The sequence below is a fragment of the Streptomyces sp. NPDC001480 genome, from assembly GCF_042894725.1.
Taxonomy (GTDB): Bacteria; Actinomycetota; Actinomycetes; order Streptomycetales; family Streptomycetaceae; genus Streptomyces.
The window spans coordinates 1-17687 of record NZ_JBIAVX010000034.1 but is presented as its reverse complement, the minus strand read 5'-3'; the positions used below and the strand labels follow the sequence as shown (position 1 = coordinate 17687).

Below are 17687 nucleotides of genomic sequence, written 5' to 3'. Positions count from 1 at the left end.
GGGTCAGAGGGAGCGGTGCAGGAGACCGCTCATGGTGATGCGGTCGCCGCGGAACCGGATGAACTCCAGGTCGACCGGACGGCCGTCCGCGAGGTGGGTGAGCCGTTCCAGCATCAGGACGGCCGCGCCGCGCGGGGCCTCCAGGACGGTGGCGGAGTGGGTGTCCGCGTTCACGGCCTCCAGCGTGATCTCGGCGTGGCCGAGGCGCTGGCCGGTGATGGCTTCCAGGAGGCGGAAGACGTCGGTGTTCTCCAGGTCGGCGTCGAGCAGGGCGGTGCCGATGTCGAGCGGGATGTAGGTGAGGTCGAGGGAGAGGGGGAGGCCGTTCAGGCGGCGCAGGCGTTCGATGTAGAGGACGTCGGTGCCCGCGGGGACGCCGAGGCGTTCGGCGACCGGGGAGGGAGCGGGGGCGGGGCCCATGGTGCGGACCTCGTTGGTGACGCGGCCGTGTTCGCGGAGGGTTTCCGCGAGGCCCATCAGACGGTCGAGCCCGTGCGGGTACTTCTGGGCGACGACCACCGTGCCCACGCCGGGCAGGCGGTCCACCAGTCCCTCGGCGCGCAGCAGGTCGAGTGCCTGGCGCACGGTGTTGCGGGAGGCGCGGTAGTCGTCGGCGAGCGTGGACTCGTGGGGGAGTGCGCCGTCGGGGTGGGCGCCGGTGAGGATCTGGTGGCGGAGGAGATCGGCGAGCTGCCTGGCCTGGTCCGCACGCAGCCGGCGACGCGTGCGGTGGGCGGCGACGGTGGTCGCGGCGCCTTGACCGGCGTGGTCTCGGATGCGGTCGGTGGGTGGCATGCCGTGAACCATACCGAGGCGGTAGGAAAAGTCGTGTTGCCGGAGTGTTGCGCCATCTGACACACCACCGGCTGAGCCGCTGAGCTGGGGGTTCGCCGGCGACTGGGGGAAGATCTGCCACTCAGGACAGTGCCGACAGGCCCGGCGCGAACGTGATGAGCAGGGGCAGCAGCGGTACCAGCGCCGCCACCGTCGTGGTCAGCGCGCGCTGCCGCCGCAGCAGCCGCGGCGGGGGCTCCAGGAGGCGGTCGACACGTTCGCCGAGGAGGCGGCGGCTGGAGGCGCAGGACAGGACGCCGCGGTGCTGGTTCAGCTCGATCAGGGCGAGGGCGGTGGTGAGGTGACCGCAGCGGCGGGAGGCCGTGTCGTCGGCGGCCAGTTCGACCAGGCGGTGGGTCTGGTCGCAGAAGTGGGCGAAGAGCGGCACGCGGGGGAAGCCGGTGGCGAGGGCGGTGGACAGGTGCAGCAGCCAGTCGTGGTGGGCGCGGGCGTGGCCGCGCTCGTGGGTGAGGACGGCGTCCAGCTGGTGGTCGGTGAGGCGTTGCAGGGCGCCGGTGGTGACGACCAGTTGGGGCGGGTGCCCCGGCATCCACCAGGCGTCGGGGTACTCGTCCTCGAGCACCAGCATCGGGCCCCGCGCGGCAGGCAGCCCGGCGGGCAGCTCGGGCGCGCGTTCCCGCAGGTGGGCCCTGGTCTGGCCGCGGCGACGGCGGGCCTCGACGAGTTCGCGGGCGAGCATCGCCGTGGTCCACGCGGCCCCGCAGGCGAGCAGCGCGGTGAGCGTGACGGCCCAGACCGGGGCGACGGAGAGGTCGTACGCGGCGGTCACGGCCGGCGGCGCGGGGGCGAAGACGCGGTCGCGGACGGTGTGGAAGACGGCGGCGGCGCCCAGCACCAGCGCGGTCAGGCAGCACAGCAGCACGGTGGCGACCAGGCACTGCCACACCCACAGCGCGACGACCGGGTCCCGTTCGGGCCACGCGGCCCGGGTCAGCGCGCGCGGCACCGGCACCGCGGCCGTCAGGGCGACGACGCTCAGCAGGAGCAGGCAGACGGTCATGCCGGGGGCTCCGTTTCCTGGTCGGAGACGGGGGCGGACGAAGGGCCGGCCCGGGTGGCGCTTCAGGTGGTGCACGCTGTTACGCCAGTATGACGCCGACGGGCGCCCGGAGTCAGGCGTCGACGACAAACACGACCCGCTCCCGGCCCTTTCCGCCCCCTTGCTCCCGCAACGCTCAACCGCCCGCTACGACACGCCCGCTGACCTCCCCGAGACCCACCCGGCCCCCGCCCGCCCCAGGCGCCCACGCCGACAGCGTGACCACGTCCCCGTCCTCCAGGTACGTCCGCTTGCCGTCCGGCAGTTCGAGCGGATCACGCCCGTTCCAGGTCAGCTCCAGCAGCGAGCCCCGCTGCCGCTCCTCGGGCCCGCTCACGGTCCCCGACCCGTACAGGTCCCCGGTGCGCAGCGAGGCCCCGTTCACGGTCATGTGCGCCAGCTGCTGCGCGGCCGTCCAGTACATGGTGGAGAAGGGCGGCTCGGACACCGTGTGGCCGTTGACGGCGATGGAGATCCGCAGGTCGTAGCCGCCGGGCTCCTCACCGGAGTCGTCCAGGTACGGCAGCGGCGGGTGGGTGCGCTCGGGCGGCGCCACCAGCGCGTCCTCCAGTGCCTCCAGCGGGGTGATCCACGCCGACACCGATGTGGCGAAGGACTTGCCGAGGAACGGGCCGAGGGGCACGTACTCCCAGGCCTGGATGTCACGCGCCGACCAGTCGTTCAGCAGGCACAGCCCGAAGACGTGCTCCCGGAAGTCGCCCAGCGGGACCGGCCTGCCCCGTTCCGAGGGGACACCGACGACGAAACCGACCTCGGCCTCGATGTCCAGGCGGACGGAGGGCCCGAAGACGGGGGCGGGGTCGGTGGGGGCCTTCCGCTGGCCGGAGGGCCGTACGACGTCCGTGCCCGACACCACGACCGTCCCGGAGCGGCCGTGGTAACCGATCGGCAGGTGCTTCCAGTTGGGGGTCAGCGGATCCTCGGCGTCGGGGCGGAAGATGCGGCCCGCGTTCCTGGCGTGGTGCTCGGAGGAGTAGAAGTCGACGTAGTCGGCGACCTCGAAGGGCAGGTGCAGGGTCACCGAGGACAGGGGGTGGAACAGCGGTTCGATCGTCTCCCGGTGCGCGGGCACCGTCACCCAGGCCGTCAGGGCCCGCCGCACGTCCGACCACGCCGTGCGGCCGGCGGCGAGCAGCGGGTTGAGGGTCGGGTGCGCGAGCAGGGAGGCGTACGGCGAGCCGATCGCGCGCGCCGCCGCGCCCGCGTCGAGCACGTGGTCGCCGAGCCGCACGCCGACGCGCCGCTCGGTCGAGCCGGCGGGGGAGAAGACGCCGTAGGGGAGGTTGTGCGGGCCGAAGGGGTCGCCCTCGGGGACGTCGAAGGGGGGCATGGGGTGCTGCCTCGCTCTCATCCGGTGCCATCGCTGCGGGTCGTGGCATGTGGTCGGGCCACACGTTACGGGTGAGTCGCAGGTCCTGGGCAGAGTGCCGGGTAGTGTCTAAAGAGTTCGCAATGTCCCAATAGGCCTTGTCGGAGGGGCTAATTCCGGCTTAGCGTCCCTTTGGGGGACACGGACGGGGTGGGTCCGGTCCGTAGGGGGGACACGTGGGGGGACCCGTGGCCAGGAATTCCGTCGGTGTGCCTTTCGTCGGTGTGCCTTTCAACGCGGACAGGGACGTACCGGGGCTGATCGTCAAGTTCGGCGACTATCCCCTGCACCACGGCGGTGTCGGCGCCATCCGCAGCCTGGGCCGCCTGGGCATCCCGATGTACGCGATCACCGAGGACCCCTACACGCCCGCCGCCTCCTCCCGTTACCTCACCCGCGCCTTCGTCTGGTCGACCAGCGGGGCGGAGGAACCGGAGTACCTGGTGGAGGGGCTCAGGCGGATCGGCCGGCGCATCGGCCGCCCCACCGTCCTCATCCCCACCGACGAAGAGGCCGCCGTCCTGATCGCCGAGCACCAGGACGACCTGACGGACCGCTTCCTGTTCCCACGAGTCGACCCCGGCCTGCCGCGTCGGCTGGCCAGCAAACAGGGGCTGCACGAGTTGTGCGCGGAGCACGGCGTCGCCAGCCCGTCGGCGGCCTTCCCGGAGTCCTACGAAGAGATCGTCGCCTTCGCCGACACCGCCCGCTTCCCGGTGGTGGCCAAGAACCGCGAGGCGTTCGTCCGGCGCCGACGGCCCGCTGTGAACGGCACCACCAGGATCGCCACCCGGGAGGGCCTGCTCACCCTCGCCCGCGACTGGGGCGAGCACCCCGGCGTGATCCTCCAGGAGTACCTGCCCCGGGAGGACGCCGAGGACTGGATCGTGCACGCCTGCTTCGACGCCGACTCCACGCCGCTCGCGATGTTCACCGGCGTCAAGGTGCGCTCGTGGCCGCCGCACGCGGGCATGACGGCGAACGCGTACGTCGTCGACAACCCGGAACTCGCCGACCTCGCCGCACGTTTCATCAAGCAGATCGGCTTCAGCGGCGTCATCGACCTCGACCTGCGCTTCGACCGGCGCGACGGACAGTACAAACTCCTCGACTTCAACCCGCGCATGGGCGCCCAGTTCCGGCTCTTCGAGAACGAGTCCGGCGTGGACGTCGTACGCGCCATGCACCTGAATCTGACCGGCCGCCCGGTTCCGGAGGGGGAACAGCCGGCGGGCCGGCGCTACATCGTGGAGAACATCGACCTCCCCGCCCTCCTCGCCTACCGCCGCAGCGGCTACACGACGCCGCACGCGCCGGCCCGGGCGAGCGGGACGGAGCTGGCCTGGCTCGCGGGTGACGACCCGCTGCCGTTCCTCACGATGCTCGCGCGCTTCGTGCGACCGGGCGCGAAGCACCTCTATCAGCTGTGGCGGACCAACCGCCGCGGCAGCGGCACCGGTTCCGGCGGCTAGCCCGCCCTGGGCGACCCGTCCGGACCGGCGCATCGTTCACCACCACGAAGTGACGGAAAACACGTCCTGGGGAGGGACTTCGTGATTCAACCGGTTGCAGTCATCGGTGCCGGGCCGTTCGGCCTGTCCACCGCCGCCCATCTGCGGGCGCGCGGCATCCCCGTCCGCGTCTTCGGCGATCCCATGGTCAGCTGGCGCGACCACATGCCCGCCGGAATGCTCCTCAAGTCCACCCCGGCGGCGTCCAGCATCGACTGCCCCCAGCCCGGCCACTCGCTCGCCGACTACTGCGACGCGGCGGGCATCCGCCGACTGGTCACCGACGAGGACATCATCCCGGTCGAGACCTTCATCGACTACGGCGAGTGGTTCCAGCAGAAGCTGCTGCCCGACCTGGAGCGGGTGCGGGTGGTGTCCGTGGACCGGGGCCCGGGCGGCGGCTTCGAACTCAAACTGGACTCCGGGGAGTCGTTCACCGCGCGCGCGGTGGTGGTCGCCACCGGCCTGTCCGGACTGGCCCACCTCCCGGCCGAGCTGGCGTCGGCGGCGCCCGACGGGCCCGGCCTCACCGGCCCGGTGTCCCACAGCTCCCAGCACCACGACCTGACCAGGTTCTCCGGCAAGGAGCTGATCGTCGTCGGCGCCGGCCAGTCCGCGCTGGAGACGGCGGCCCTGGCAGCGGAGGCCGGCGCCCGGGTACGGGTGGTGTCACGGGGCCGCGGCCGGGTCGCCTTCGGGGCCCCGCCCTGGAACCAGCCGAGGCTGCGCCCCGAGTCGCCCTTCGGCCGCGCCTGGTCCCTCTGGGCGCTGAGCTACTACCCGCACCCCTACCGCTTCCTCCCGGCCCGCACCCGCCACTACCTGGTCCGCCGCGTCCTCGGCCCGCTCGGTGCCTGGTGGCTGCGCGACCGCTTCGAGGGGAAGGTCGAGGTGGAGGAGGTCGAGCGGGTGGCCGGCGCGGACGCCTCCGGCGGCAGCCCGGTCCTCACCGTCCGCACCCGAGCCGGGCAGACCACCCGGCTCGCCGCCGACCACGTCATCGCGGCCACCGGCTACCGCGTGGACATCGCGGCCATGGACTTCCTCGGCCATGAGCTGCGCACCCGGCTCACGGTGAGCCGGGGCGCGCCCCGGCTGGGCGCGGGATACGTCTCCTCCGTCCCCGGTCTGTACTTCACCGGCCTTCCGGCGGCGTCGTCGTACGGCCCGGTGATGCGCTTCGTCTGCGGCACCGAGTTCGCCTCGCCGCGCCTGGCCAAGCACCTCGCGGCGGCCCACGGCTGACGTACTACCGCTCCTCCTCCGCCGCCCGCGCAGCGGGCGGCGGAGGAGGAGCGGGACGCGCCCGCGCGCCTCGACACCGCCATCTAGGAGCCCGTGGGCGCCAGTTGGGGCTGAAAACAGTGGTGAGTCGTGGGGGCGCGGTGTCCGTATTCTCTGATCATGGCCGCACCCCCCGCATATTCCCCCCCGACCTCCCCTGCGTTCTCGCTCGTCGCGACCGATCTCGACGGAACGCTCCTGCGTGGCGACGACACCCTCTCCGACCGCTCCCTCGCCGCCCTCGCCAGGGCCGGGAGAGCGGGTGCCCGGCACCTCGTGGTGACCGGGCGCCCGGCACCGCGGGTGCGGCCGCTGCTCGACGACCTCGGCTGCACGGGGCTCGCGGTGTGCGGACAGGGCGCGCAGGTCTACGACGCCGGCGCCCACCGCCTGCTGTGGTCGGTCACCCTGGACCGGGAGCTGGCGGAGGCCGCGCTCGGCAAGATCGAGGCCGAGGTGGGGGAGGTGTACGCGGCCGTCGACCAGGGCGGGGTGGATGGGCTCACGCTCATCGAGCCCGGCTATCTGATGCCCCACCCCACACTGCCCGCCGTACGGGTCAGGCGGCGCGACGACCTGTGGTGCGAGCCGATCAGCAAGGTCCTGCTGCGGCATCACGCCCTGTCGGACGACGAGTTGGCCGCCACAGCCCGCGCGGCCGTGGGATCGCTGGCGACGGTCACCATGTCGGGGCCGGGAACCGTCGAACTCCAGCCGTGCGGCGTCAACAAGGCGACCGGGCTGGCGCTGGCCGCCGACCACCTCGGGCTGAGCGCCGAACGGGCCGTCGCCTTCGGGGACATGCCCAACGACATCCCGATGTTCGACTGGGCCGCCCACGGTGTGGCGATGGCCAACGCCCACCCCGAACTGAAGGCGGTGGCCGACGAGATCACTCTGTCGAACGAGGACGACGGCATCGCCGTCGTCCTCGAAAGACTCTTCCCCTGAGCGGCCCGCTCCCTCAGGGGAGCGGAACGGTCAGTACGCGCCGAACACGTTGTCGATCGAGCCGTACCGGTGGGCGGCGTAGTTGCAGGCGGCCGTGATGTTGGCGACCGGGTCGTAGATGTTCCACGAGGTGCCGGCCACGTGGTAGCTGGCGAACGTGGGGTCGATGACCTGGAGCAGGCCCTTGGACGGGATGCCGGCCGCCGCGTTGGAGTCCCAGAGGTTGATGGCCACCGGGTTGCCCGACGACTCGCGCATCACATTGCGGTAGATGCCGTTGTACGTGCCCGGGATGCCCTTCTCCGCCATGATCGCGAGCGACTCGCGGATCCAGCCGTCGAGGTTGTTCGCGTACGTGACCGCGGGGGCGGCTGCGGGGGCGCTCGTGGTGGTGGCCGCGGAGGCGCTGGTCGCGCCGATCAGCGGGAGGGCGAGCACGGCGGCGCCGGTGCCGGCGACGGCGAGCTTGCGGGCGAGGCGGGCGAAGGGGGCACGGTGCTGAGCGGCAGCAGACATGTCGATGTTCCTCTCCGTCGCCTGCGAGGTGAGCTGTCGGGTTCGGGCTGGGAGGTGCCCGGCCGCGCCGCCCGAAGGCGGTGCGGCTTAACCCCTAGCCGTTCCGGGACGACGGGTGTCGTCCGGACCGGCGGCAAACCTGGGTCCCCCGCTCCTGCCGTCGTGAATGAGTTCGTCGATGGGTGTGACGGGCGGCGGCAGGATTCGGCGTTCCGCCCGACGGCCGGGAACGTATGCGAGAGCACATGTCCTGAACAAGCAGCGGATTCACACAAAGTCCTAGTTGACCTTGTTGTGAGGCGTATGAGGTGCTTGATCCTTTGCGTCTGCCAACCCTCAACTGGCCAATGACGGCAAGCGGTATGCCCCTATCGGGCGGCGGAGTGCTCCGATCGGCCGAAGTGACCCAATTCACGGAATATCAATCGCGGCAAATGGGACATGAGGGGCGCCGCATTGGGTAGCGCATCGATCGTGAGGGCGGAAGGCGAGCTGCTCCAAGCGGCGCAGTCATGTCGTACTTCCGGGTAAGTCGATAAATATCTGTGCTTATCGACCGATCGAAAACATAACGGGCGTGGTCCGATAGCGCCCGGCCTGTAACAGTGGGCGCCCTCGGTGATCGAAAGCTGACCGGATACGCTGACTTGAGTGAGGGCAGCGACCTATCGACAAACCGTGTAATCGCCAGCAGGCACCAGCAGACAGGAGACCCCTCGTGACCGTCGTCGGGCCGTTCGGGCTTAGCGTGCGGGACCAGGCTCTGGAAGCCGATGTCCAGGCCGGATTGGCGGCTGTCGAGGAGGGACTGCTCGAAGCCACCAAGAGTGAGGTCCCCTTCATCACCGAGGCCGCGCAGCACCTCGTGCGCGCGGGCGGGAAGCGGTTCCGGCCGCTGCTCGTGATGCTCGCGGCGCAGTTCGGGGACCGGTACGCGCCGGGAATCGTGCCCTCGGCCGTCGTCGTCGAGCTCACCCACCTCGCGACGCTCTACCACGACGACGTCATGGACGAGGCCGCGGTGCGCCGCGGAGTGGACAGCGCGAACACCCGCTGGGGCAACTCCGTCGCCGTCCTCACCGGCGACTTCCTCTTCGCCCGCGCCTCCCAGATCCTCGCCGACCTCGGCCCCGAGGCCGTCCGGGTGCAGGCCCTGGCGTTCGAGCGGCTGGTCACCGGGCAGATCCTGGAGACGGCGGGGCCGCAGGACGGCCGCGACCCGGTGGAGCACTACCTGGACGTCCTCGGTGGCAAGACCGGATCGCTGGTGGCGGTCTCCTGCCGCTTCGGCGCCATGATGTCCGGGGCCGACGAGACGGTCGTGGACGTCCTCACCCAGTACGGCGAGCGGCTCGGCGTGGCCTTCCAGCTCGCCGACGACGTGCTGGACATCGCCTCCGACTCCCACGAGTCCGGCAAGACCCCCGGCACCGACCTGCGCGAGGGCATCCCCACCCTGCCCGTGCTGCGCCTCAGGGAGCGGGCCGCCCGGCTGGGGCTGGCCGAGGACATCGCCCTGTGCGACCTGCTCGACTCCGACCTGACCGACGACACCCGGCACGCCGAGGCGCTGGCGGCGCTGCGCGCCCACCCGGCACTGGAGCAGGCCCGCCGGGACACCGTGCGCTACGCGGAGGACGCGCGGGCGGCGCTGGCGCCCCTGCGGGAGTGTGACGCCAAGGCGGCACTTATTCAGCTGTGCGATGCGGTGGTGCACCGGGCCGGGTAGTGCCCGGGGTCTGCGTGGCGCGCCCTGGGGGCTGCCGCCCCCAGCCCCCCCGCTTCGGCCTGAACGGCCTCGTCCTCGAACTCCCCCAGAGGGGGCACCCCCAGACGGGCTGACAAAGAATCCAGCGTGACCCCTACGGGTCGGAGTACATCCCGCCTCCCCGTGTCATACCGCAGGCGTACATCGAGTTGCCTCCCGGGTCTGACGCATCCTCACGGCCGATTTGGTGAGATGGAAACCACGGAAATCACCACTCCTCACCGATTCGGGTGAGAATGGCGGCTCAGGGTTGACGAGGGTGAGGACAGCCGCCGCCGACGACGGAGGTAAGGCACACATGGCACCGTACGGATCCGACGACACCACGTCCGACGACAGCATGGCCGACACCGACACGGCCGCCGGACGCCGCAAAGCGGCCCGGTACGTCGTCCCGGTCGCGGTGGTGGGGGTGGCGGCGGCGACCATCGGGCTGGTCCCGGCGCTCGCCGACTCCGGTGACCCCGACCTGCCGAAGATCAGCGCACAGCAGCTCATAGACAAGATCGCCGCGTCGGACGTGCAGCAGCTGTCCGGCACGGTGCGGTTCAGCACCAACCTCGGCCTGCCGAACCTCGGTGGGTTGGAGAGCAGCCTGCTGTCCGGGGCGAACAAGGGCGGCGACGGCTCGTCCGCGGACCCGAAATCCAAGCTCACCGAACTGCTCTCGGGCAGTCACACGCTGCGCGTGGCGGCCGACGGACCGGACCGCCAGAAGGTCTCGCTGATCGAGAGCGCCGCCGAGTACAGCCTCATCCACGACGGCAAGGACGTCTGGGGCTACGACAGCAGGTCCAACGAGGTGTACCACGGCACCGCGGACCAGCACGGCAAGCAGCAGCGGGAGAAGACCCCCGCCACGCCGAAGGACTTCGCCGACGAGGCCCTGAAGTCCGTCGACGACACCACGTCCGTGACCGTCGACGGCACCGTCCAGGTCGCCGGCCGGGACGCCTACAAGCTGCTCATCAAGCCCAAGCAGTCGAGCACCACGGTGGGCGCGATCAGCATCGCCGTGGACGCGAAGACAGGCATGCCGCTGAAGTTCACCCTGACCCCGGCGAGCGGCGGCGCCGCCGTCGTGGACGCGGGCTTCACCCAGGTCAGCTTCGCCAAGCCGGCCGCCTCGACCTTCGACTTCACCCCGCCGAAGGGCGCGAAGGTCACCGAGGGTGACGACGCGGCCAAGGCGCCCGGCAAGCGCGGCCCGAAGGCCGGCGCCCCCAAGGCCGGGAAGGACCTCGCCAAGGGCCGCGACGGCTTCGACGTCCTCGGCAAGGGCTGGAACTCGATCGCCACCTTCGACTCCGGCAGCAAGGGCGGCCTGCCGACCGGTGCGGGCGGCGGCGACATGGGCGGCTTCCTCGGCTCGCTCGGCGACCAGGTGACCGGCAAGTTCGGCAAGGGCACGGTGTTCTCCACCCGCCTGGTCAACGCCCTGATCACGGACGACGGCAAGGTCTACGTCGGCACCGTGACCAAGAGCGCGCTGGTGAAGGCGGCCGACGCGGCCCGCTAGACGTTACGACGAAGCAGTACACGTACGACGAAGCAGTACACGCACGACGAGACAGGGGAGCCGATGGACGAAGCGTCCGCCACGGAGCCGGCCGCGCGGGGTGAGGGTGACAGCGTCATCCACACCCGCGCGCTCACCAAGCGCTACCGCGGCGGACAGCTCGCCGTCGACGGTCTCGACCTGACCGTCCCGGCGGGCAGCGTCTTCGGCTTCCTCGGTCCGAACGGCTCCGGGAAGACCACCACCATCCGCATGCTGATGGGCCTGATCGAGCCGACCTCCGGCACGGCGCGCGTCCTGGGGCGACCCATGCCCCGGGCCGCGCGCACCGTGCTGCCGCAGGTCGGCGCCCTCATCGAGGGACCGGCCCTGTACGGCTTCCTCTCCGGCCGCGACAACCTGCTGCGGTACGACGCCGCCGACCCGACGGCCGACCCGCGCACCCGGCGCGCCCGCGTCACGGCCGCACTGGACCGGGTGGGCCTGACGGCCGCCGCGGGCAAGAAGGCGAAGGCCTACTCCCTGGGCATGAAGCAGCGCCTGGGGCTGGCCGCCGCGCTGCTCCAGCCGCGCAGGCTGCTCGTCCTGGACGAGCCGACCAACGGGCTCGACCCGCAGGGCATGCGGGAGATACGCGCCCTGGTGCGGGAGTTGGCCTCGGACGGCACGACCGTGTTCCTCTCCTCCCACCTCCTCGACGAGATCGAGCAGGTGTGCACCCACGCGGCGGTGATGGCCCAGGGCCGTCTGATCACCCAGGGCCCGGTGGCCGACCTCGCGGCCGGGGCGCGCGGCCGGCTGGTGGTCGTCACGCCGGATCCGGGGGACGCGGCCCGGGTGCTGAAGGAGCAGGGCGTCACGGACGTCGTCGTCGCCGAGGACCGGGTCAGCGGCGAACCGCCCGACCGTGAACTCGCCGAGCTGAACGCGGCGCTGGTGACGGCCGGGGTGCGGGTACGCGGCTTCGGAGTGGAGCGGGCCTCGCTGGAGGACGCGTTCGTGGCGCTGACGGGGGAGGGCTTCGATGTCGCAGGCTGAGGCGGTGGCCGTACGCCGCCCCACCCCGCTGTGGACCCTCGGTCTGCTGCGGAACGAACTGACCGTCACCTTCCGGCGCTGGCGCACGCTCGCGCTGCTCGGGGTGCTGGCCGCGGTGCCGGTGCTGGTCGGGGTGGCCGTGAAGATCGAGACCCGGGGCGGTTCGTCGGGGGGCGGCCGCGGCGGTGGGGGCGGGGGGCCGGCGTTCATCGCGCAGATCACCAACAACGGCCTGTTCCTGGTGTTCACGGCGCTGGCGGCGACGCTCCCGTTCTTCCTGCCGATGGCGATCGGCGTGGTGGCGGGCGACGCCATCGCCGGCGAGGCGGGCGCCGGAACACTGCGCTACCTCCTGGTCGCCCCGGCCGGCCGCACCCGCCTGCTGCTCACCAAGTACGCGACGGTCATGGCCTTCTGCCTGGTCGCCACCTTCGTGGTCGCCGCCTCCGCCCTCCTGGTCGGCGCGCTGCTCTTCCCGCTCGGCGACCTGACGACCATCTCGGGCACGAGGATCAGCTTCGCCGACGGTCTCGGCCGCGCCCTGCTGATCGCCCTGGTCGTCGCCGCGTCACTGGTCGGGGTCGCGGCGCTCGGCCTGTTCGTCTCCACGCTGACGAACAGCGGGGTCGCGGCGATGGCCACCACGGTCGGCCTGCTCATCACCGTCCAGATCCTCGACCAGATACCCCAGCTGCACGCGCTCCAGCCGTACTTCTTCTCCCACTACTGGCTGTCCTTCGCCGACCTGATGCGCGACCCGGTCTACTGGGACGACCTGGTGAAGAACCTCGGTGTCCAGGCCCTGTACGCGGCGGTCTTCGGTTCGGCGGCCTGGGCACGGTTCACGGCGAAGGACATCACGGCCTAGCCGTACCGGCCCGGTCAGCGGTCCTGGTACGGGAAGCGGGCGAGCGGGGCCTCGCCGGTGAAGAACGTCTTCGCCCGGGCCAGCGCCTCGGTGTCCTTGAGCACGTCCCCGCGCGCGCTGCCGTTGCCGAGCAGCACCCCGCCGAAGCGCATCCCCAGGTACGCGGCCGAGTTGTTGAGCGTGTCGGCGAGCGGGGCGGCCACCGACGGCTCCCGGTCGGCGAGCGCCGCTATGCCCCACAGCGTGCGCCCGGCCAGGGTGGCCTTGAAGTCGATGCCGGGGGTGCGCAGCCAGCCGGACCAGTAGTCCAGGTAGCGCTTGGTGAGGCCGGACAGCGAGTACCAGTACAGCGGCGAGGCGATGACGATGTCCGTGGCCGCGAGCGTCGCCTCCAGCAGCAGGCCGGTGTTGGTGTCGGCGGGCGGCCGTACGTGGTCGCTGTCGCGCCGAAGGTCCACGAAGTCCGGCAGCGGGTGCTCGGCCAGGCTGATCCACTGCTGCTCTACGTCACCCGGCAGCTGTTCGGCGGCCGTGCGCGCCAGCAGCTCGGTGTTGCCGTCGGCACGGGCGCTGCCGAGCACGAACAGGAAACGGCGGTTCATAGGTCCCCCAGGTGATCGATGTACCGCAAAATGATCGGCGTACCGCGAAAATACAAGCATCTGCATTATATGCGCGTGCAATTAGATGTCCAGTGGCGACCGGCTGGTGCGAGGCTGTGACGTCGCGGTGACGCACGAGCGGGGGTGTAGCGGAGACACTCGAGGGCAGGGACGCGTACGACCGGATCGTGAGGCCGGGGGAGTGAGGAAACCGATGGCTCGACTGAGCTTCGAGAAGAAGCGGGACCTGTGGAACGACCCGCACCCGGCGGCCCCGGTCGACGTGCGCGTCTCGGGCTCGGGCAGCGCCTCCGTCGGCGGGGTGGCGGTCATGGCCGCCCCCGGCCAGGAGATCCAGCAGGCCGTCCTGAACCACCTCCAGCGCCTCGCCATCAGCCTTGGCCACCCGGTGCACGCCATGGTCCACGACGACAGCGTCGGCTGCGTCGTCCCCCTCGAGGTGGATGTGAACGGCGCCAGCCGCTTCACGGGCGAGCCGCGGCTGCACGGACGGGCCCCCGTCCCGCAGCCGCCCCGGACCACCGCCCCGCAGCCACCCCGCCACGACACACCCCCGCCCCCGCCCGAGCCGCTCCCGCTCCCCGTGTCGACGCCGGAGCGCGCCCCCGAGCCCGACACCCGGCACCACACGCCGGCCCGGGGCTTCGACGCGGTCGCCGAAGCGGTCCTCGGCGACGGCCCGGTGACCGCCACCGCGGAGGGCGCCGCGCTGCTCACCGAACCCATGACGCGGATCAACGAGGCGGTCAAGGAGGGCCGGATCGAGACGGCGGCGGAACTCGCCGAGCGCACCGTCGTCCAGGCGGCGGACATGCTGGGCGCCGGCCACCCCGAGGTGCTCCGCCTGCGCGAACTGACCGCCTACATCGCCTACCTGGCCGGCGACCCGCTGCGCGCCTTCCACCTCTCCCTCGACCTGGCCCGCCTCCACCACCGCGGCCGGAACGCGGAGGCCGCCTACGGCAACCTTCAGAGCGCGGCCACCGCCTGGCGTGCGGTGCGCGACCCCGAGGACGGGCTGCGCCTGGGGCGGGACCTGATCGAGCTGTGGACCGAACTGGTCGCCGGGCCGGGTCCGGCTTTCGACGACCGGGAGCGGCTGGAGTCCGCCCGCGTCCGCATGGGCCGCCTGACGGACCGTGCCACCAGGGCGGCCGGCGCCTGACGGGCTACTCCCCTAACCGGGCGTCCACGAACCGGGCGCCCACGAACCCGACGCCCTACTGCACGCAGAACTCGTTCCCTTCGGGGTCCGCCATCACCACCCACTCCCCGGCGGGCTCCGTCACCCGCCGCAGCACCCGGGCACCCAGCGCCTGGAGCCGCTCGACCTCGGCATCGCGCCGGCCCTCACCCGGGTGCAGGTCGAGGTGCAGCCGGTTCTTTCCGGTCTTCGCCTCCGGCACGCGCTGGAACAGCAGCCGCCGCCCGAGCCCGGTGCCGCGCTCCTTGTCGTACGGGTCGTCCGGATGCCGTACGGCGATCAGGTCCCGGAAGGCCGGGCGGCCGTGGTACTCCACGGTGGCCTCGCCCGGCAGCGCGCCGAGCTCCAGCAGCCGCTCGACGAACGCGCTGTTGTCCTCGGCCTCGTAGTGTAGCGCGGCGGCCCAGAAATCGGCCTGCGCGTGCGGGTCGGCGGCGTCGACGACGATCTTGAAGTGCAGCGGGGCGGGTGCGGGCGTCTGGGTCATGGCGACCACTTATAGCCGACCCGGGCCGGTCAGGAGGCCGGTTCCGGCTCCTGGCCGGATGCCACGCCGTCCGGTTGCCGCACGACGGCGTCCACCGGAAGAGCGGTCGCGGCGGCGGTCGCGACGGCCAGCGCCCGGGCCGACCGGCGCGCGGTGCGCAGCGCGTCCCAGGTGAGCAGGACCAGCGCCAGCCAGACGAGCGCGAACCCGGCCCAGCGCTCGGGCGGCATGGCCTCGTGGAAGTACGCGATGCCCAGCAGGAACTGGAAGACGGGCGCCAGGTACTGGAGCAGGCCCAGCGTGGACAGCGGCACCCGGATCGCGGCCGCCCCGAAGCAGACCAGCGGCACCGCGGTGACGAAACCGGTCGAGGCGAGCAGCGCGGCGTGCCCGGCGCCCCCGCTCGCGAAGCTGGAGTCGCCGTGCGCGGTCAGCCACAGCAGATAGCCGAGCGCGGGCAGGAACTGGATCGCGGTCTCCGCGGCCAGCGACTCGATGCCGCCGAGGTTGACCTTCTTCTTCACCAGCCCGTAGGTGGCGAAGGAGAAGGCGAGGCACAGGGAGATCCACGGCGGCCGCCCGTACCCGACGGTGAGAACGACCACGGCCGCGAAGCCGACACCGACCGCCAGCCACTGCACGGGCCGCAGCCGCTCCTTCAGGAGCAGCACGCCCATCGCTATGGTGACCAGCGGGTTGATGAAGTAGCCCAGCGAGGCCTCGACCACGTGCCCGCTGTTCACGGCCCAGATGTACACGCCCCAGTTGACGGTGATCACCCCGGCCGCGACGGCGACCAGTCCGAGCCGCCGCGGCTGCCGCAGCAGCTCACCGGCCCAGGCCCAGCGCCGTACGACCAGCAGTGCGGCGGCGACGAAGATCAGGGACCACACCATCCGGTGGGCGAGGATCTCCATCGCGCCGGCGGGCTTGAGCAGCGGCCAGAACAGGGGCACGAGGCCCCACATCCCGTACGCCGCGAAGCCGTTCAGCAGGCCTGTCCGCCGCTCACCCTTCGTCTCCCCGGCCACGGGCCCCTCCTGCTCACTCCGTACATCCTGTCCGCCTGGACGAAGGTAGCGCCGAGCACCCCCGCCTGTCATGCCCGTATCGCTATACGGTCATGACAGGCGGGGTCGAAGGCCCAAGGGCTCCGAACGGGGGGAGTTCAGCCCTTGAGCGCGGCGCTGATCGCCTCGGCGAGCGGGGTGGTCGGACGGCCGGTCAGTCGGGAGAGGTCGCCGGTGGAGACGACCAGTTCGCCCTTCTCGATGGAGGCGTCCACGCCCGCCAGGATCGCGGCGAGCGGCCCCGGCAGACCGGCGCCCGCCAGGATGCCCTCGTAGGCCTCGACGGAGACGGGGTTGTAGACGATCTCCTTGCCGGTCTGCCGGCTCAGCTCGGCCGCGTACTCGGCGAAGCCCCACGCCTCGTCGCCGCCCAGCTCGTACGTCTTGTTCTCGTGCCCCTCGCCGGCCAGCACCGCGGCCGCGGCGGCCGCGTAGTCGGCGCGGGAGGCGGAGGAGATCCGGCCGTCGCCGGCTGCCTGCACGACCGCGCCGTGCTCCAGCACCGGGGCGAGGTTCTCGGTGTAGTTCTCGTGGTACCAGCCGTTGCGCAGCAGCGTGTAGGGCAGTCCGGAGGCCAGCAGCGCCTTCTCGGTGCCGCGGTGGTCGTCGGCGAGCGCGGCGGTCAGCGTGCCCGGGGCGCTGGTGTAGGCGAGGAGCGCGACACCGGCCGCCTTGGCCGCGTCGATGACGACCTGGTGCTGCTGGACGCGGCCCTTGTCGAACTCGTTGCCCGAGACCAGCAGCACCTTGTCGCCGGCGGCGAAGAGGCCGTCGAAGGTCTGGGGGGTGTTGTAGTCGGCGACCGCGATCCGCACACCGCGCTCCGCGAGGTCGGCGGCCTTCTCCGGGGTGCGGACGACCGCGGTGATCTGCTCGGCCGGGACCTTCTCCAGCAGCTGCTCGACCACGTGGCGGCCGAGGTGTCCGGTGGCTCCGGTGACGACGATGCTCATGATTCAGCGATCTCCTTGTGGGGTGCGTCTTCGACACTCACCCTAGGAGCTGTACTAACTTCTGGAAAGTACCCACTTTGAAGTAAGGTACTGTCATGACAGTAAGTGAGATGGGTCCGGCAGGCGAGGCGATGTGCCCCTACCGCCTCGTTCTGGAGCACATCACCAGCCGCTGGGGCGTCCTGGTCCTCATCGCCCTCCTGGAGCGCTCCTACCGCTTCAGCGAACTGCGCCGCGAGATCGGCAGGATCGGCCGGGGCGTCAGCGAGAAGATGCTCACCCAGACGCTCCAGACCCTGGAGCGCGACGGCCTGGTCCACCGGGACGCCAAGCCGGTGATCCCGCCCCGCGTCGACTACTCCCTGACCGAGATGGGCCGCGAGGCGGCGGAGCAGGTACGGGGGCTCGCGGTGTGGACGCAGGAACGGATGGACGACGTGCAGCAGGCGCGCACCGCATACGACGAGGCCCGGGCGGCGCAGACCCGGGCCTCCTGAGGAACCGCCGCCGTCAGCCGACGACGGTCCAGGTGTCGCCGCCGGCCAGCAGGGCGGCCAGGTCGCCCTTGCCCCGCTGCTCGACCGCGTGGTCCAGCTGGTCGGCCATCTGGT

Annotated in this window: 17 protein-coding genes and 1 riboswitch; of the genes, 9 read left to right on the top strand and 8 right to left on the bottom strand. The window is 71.7% G+C overall.

Translation table 11 applies throughout. The features are described from left to right. Window positions 1–3: 3 nt before the first annotated feature. From ACFY01_RS43695 to fahA, 3 genes are all read right to left on the bottom strand, one after another. Window positions 4–795 carry a GntR family transcriptional regulator gene (locus ACFY01_RS43695; protein ID WP_390741351.1) on the bottom strand — a complete coding sequence of 264 codons (792 nt, stop codon included), beginning with the start codon at window positions 793–795 and terminating at the stop codon, window positions 4–6. A 121-nt stretch (window positions 796–916) separates the two neighbouring features. Next, on the bottom strand, window positions 917–1855 hold the full coding sequence (locus ACFY01_RS43690) for a M56 family metallopeptidase (RefSeq protein ID WP_390741350.1): 939 nt from the start codon (window positions 1853–1855) through the stop codon (window positions 917–919). Between the two features lie 175 nt (window positions 1856–2030). Continuing rightward, window positions 2031–3245 (bottom strand): fumarylacetoacetase, encoded by a 1215-nt coding sequence (gene fahA / locus ACFY01_RS43685; RefSeq protein WP_390741349.1) that lies wholly within the window; start codon window positions 3243–3245, stop codon window positions 2031–2033. Window positions 3246–3508: 263 nt separating this feature from the next. Between fahA and ACFY01_RS43680 the strand changes: the two genes are divergently transcribed. From ACFY01_RS43680 to ACFY01_RS43670, 3 genes are all read left to right on the top strand, one after another. Continuing rightward, entirely contained in the window at window positions 3509–4756 is a 1248-nt protein-coding gene (locus tag ACFY01_RS43680; RefSeq protein ID WP_390741376.1) for an ATP-grasp domain-containing protein, read from the top strand. A gap of 81 nt (window positions 4757–4837) precedes the next feature. Continuing rightward, on the top strand, window positions 4838–6040 hold the full coding sequence (locus ACFY01_RS43675; RefSeq protein WP_390741348.1) for an FAD-dependent oxidoreductase: 1203 nt from the start codon (window positions 4838–4840) through the stop codon (window positions 6038–6040). Between the two features lie 159 nt (window positions 6041–6199). Continuing rightward, on the top strand, window positions 6200–7030 hold the full coding sequence (locus ACFY01_RS43670) for an HAD family hydrolase (RefSeq protein ID WP_390741347.1): 831 nt from the start codon (window positions 6200–6202) through the stop codon (window positions 7028–7030). 30 nt (window positions 7031–7060) lie between these two features. On the opposite strand, the gene ACFY01_RS43665 is transcribed toward ACFY01_RS43670, so the two are convergent. Continuing rightward, a complete protein-coding gene (locus tag ACFY01_RS43665) occupies window positions 7061–7546 on the bottom strand; it encodes a transglycosylase SLT domain-containing protein (protein WP_390741346.1) in 486 nt (161 codons plus the stop codon). Window positions 7547–7551: 5 nt separating this feature from the next. Beyond that, window positions 7552–7734, bottom strand: a riboswitch (cyclic di-AMP (ydaO/yuaA leader). A gap of 530 nt (window positions 7735–8264) precedes the next feature. Between ACFY01_RS43665 and ACFY01_RS43660 the strand changes: the two genes are divergently transcribed. The 4 genes from ACFY01_RS43660 (at window position 8265) to ACFY01_RS43645 (ending at window position 12739) form a co-directional block, all read left to right on the top strand. Continuing rightward, on the top strand, window positions 8265–9275 hold the full coding sequence (locus ACFY01_RS43660) for a polyprenyl synthetase family protein (RefSeq protein ID WP_390741345.1): 1011 nt from the start codon (window positions 8265–8267) through the stop codon (window positions 9273–9275). A gap of 337 nt (window positions 9276–9612) precedes the next feature. Further along, window positions 9613–10833: an outer membrane lipoprotein carrier protein LolA gene (locus ACFY01_RS43655; protein WP_390741344.1), complete on the top strand. Its 1221-nt coding sequence runs from the start codon at window positions 9613–9615 to the stop codon at window positions 10831–10833. A gap of 63 nt (window positions 10834–10896) precedes the next feature. Continuing rightward, the gene (locus ACFY01_RS43650; protein WP_390741343.1) at window positions 10897–11871 is read left to right on the top strand and encodes an ABC transporter ATP-binding protein; all 975 of its coding nucleotides are present in this window, start codon (window positions 10897–10899) and stop codon (window positions 11869–11871) included. Further along, complete coding sequence (locus tag ACFY01_RS43645) at window positions 11858–12739, top strand: ABC transporter permease (RefSeq protein WP_390741342.1); 882 nt, start codon at window positions 11858–11860, stop codon at window positions 12737–12739. Before ACFY01_RS43650 ends, ACFY01_RS43645 begins: the two co-directional genes overlap by 14 nt. Window positions 12740–12753: 14 nt before the next feature. Here ACFY01_RS43645 and ACFY01_RS43640 read toward each other — a convergent pair whose 3' ends face one another. Beyond that, on the bottom strand, window positions 12754–13341 hold the full coding sequence (locus ACFY01_RS43640) for a flavodoxin family protein (protein WP_390741341.1): 588 nt from the start codon (window positions 13339–13341) through the stop codon (window positions 12754–12756). A 214-nt stretch (window positions 13342–13555) separates the two neighbouring features. Between ACFY01_RS43640 and ACFY01_RS43635 the strand changes: the two genes are divergently transcribed. Beyond that, window positions 13556–14527: a hypothetical protein gene (locus ACFY01_RS43635; RefSeq protein ID WP_390741340.1), complete on the top strand. Its 972-nt coding sequence runs from the start codon at window positions 13556–13558 to the stop codon at window positions 14525–14527. 55 nt (window positions 14528–14582) lie between these two features. Here the strand turns inward: ACFY01_RS43635 and ACFY01_RS43630 are convergent, their stop codons facing one another. The 3 genes from ACFY01_RS43630 to ACFY01_RS43620 all read right to left on the bottom strand — a co-directional run bounded on the left by ACFY01_RS43630 (window position 14583) and on the right by ACFY01_RS43620 (window position 17076). Next, the gene (locus tag ACFY01_RS43630; protein ID WP_390741339.1) at window positions 14583–15053 is read right to left on the bottom strand and encodes a VOC family protein; all 471 of its coding nucleotides are present in this window, start codon (window positions 15051–15053) and stop codon (window positions 14583–14585) included. A 29-nt stretch (window positions 15054–15082) separates the two neighbouring features. Continuing rightward, window positions 15083–16021 (bottom strand): EamA family transporter RarD, encoded by a 939-nt coding sequence (rarD, locus tag ACFY01_RS43625; protein ID WP_390741375.1) that lies wholly within the window; start codon window positions 16019–16021, stop codon window positions 15083–15085. A 200-nt stretch (window positions 16022–16221) separates the two neighbouring features. Beyond that, a complete protein-coding gene (locus ACFY01_RS43620; protein ID WP_390741338.1) occupies window positions 16222–17076 on the bottom strand; it encodes an SDR family oxidoreductase in 855 nt (284 codons plus the stop codon). Window positions 17077–17171: 95 nt separating this feature from the next. Between ACFY01_RS43620 and ACFY01_RS43615 the strand changes: the two genes are divergently transcribed. Continuing rightward, window positions 17172–17573, top strand: coding sequence for a winged helix-turn-helix transcriptional regulator (locus ACFY01_RS43615; protein WP_390741337.1), 402 nt, complete (start codon window positions 17172–17174; stop codon window positions 17571–17573). Window positions 17574–17687 lie beyond the last annotated feature (114 nt).

Coding starts and splice junctions, on each gene's coding strand:
- ACFY01_RS43695 (WP_390741351.1), bottom strand. CDS start 795: ATGCCACCCACCGACCGCATCCGAGACCACGCCGGTCAAGGCGCCGCG.
- ACFY01_RS43690 (WP_390741350.1), bottom strand. CDS start 1,855: ATGACCGTCTGCCTGCTCCTGCTGAGCGTCGTCGCCCTGACGGCCGCG.
- fahA (WP_390741349.1), bottom strand. CDS start 3,245: ATGCCCCCCTTCGACGTCCCCGAGGGCGACCCCTTCGGCCCGCACAAC.
- ACFY01_RS43670 (WP_390741347.1), top strand. CDS start 6,200: ATGGCCGCACCCCCCGCATATTCCCCCCCGACCTCCCCTGCGTTCTCG.
- ACFY01_RS43665 (WP_390741346.1), bottom strand. CDS start 7,546: ATGTCTGCTGCCGCTCAGCACCGTGCCCCCTTCGCCCGCCTCGCCCGC.
- ACFY01_RS43655 (WP_390741344.1), top strand. CDS start 9,613: ATGGCACCGTACGGATCCGACGACACCACGTCCGACGACAGCATGGCC.
- ACFY01_RS43650 (WP_390741343.1), top strand. CDS start 10,897: ATGGACGAAGCGTCCGCCACGGAGCCGGCCGCGCGGGGTGAGGGTGAC.
- ACFY01_RS43645 (WP_390741342.1), top strand. CDS start 11,858: ATGTCGCAGGCTGAGGCGGTGGCCGTACGCCGCCCCACCCCGCTGTGG.
- ACFY01_RS43640 (WP_390741341.1), bottom strand. CDS start 13,341: ATGAACCGCCGTTTCCTGTTCGTGCTCGGCAGCGCCCGTGCCGACGGC.
- ACFY01_RS43635 (WP_390741340.1), top strand. CDS start 13,556: ATGGCTCGACTGAGCTTCGAGAAGAAGCGGGACCTGTGGAACGACCCG.
- ACFY01_RS43630 (WP_390741339.1), bottom strand. CDS start 15,053: ATGACCCAGACGCCCGCACCCGCCCCGCTGCACTTCAAGATCGTCGTC.
- rarD (WP_390741375.1), bottom strand. CDS start 16,021: ATGTGGGGCCTCGTGCCCCTGTTCTGGCCGCTGCTCAAGCCCGCCGGC.
- ACFY01_RS43620 (WP_390741338.1), bottom strand. CDS start 17,076: ATGAGCATCGTCGTCACCGGAGCCACCGGACACCTCGGCCGCCACGTG.
- ACFY01_RS43615 (WP_390741337.1), top strand. CDS start 17,172: ATGACAGTAAGTGAGATGGGTCCGGCAGGCGAGGCGATGTGCCCCTAC.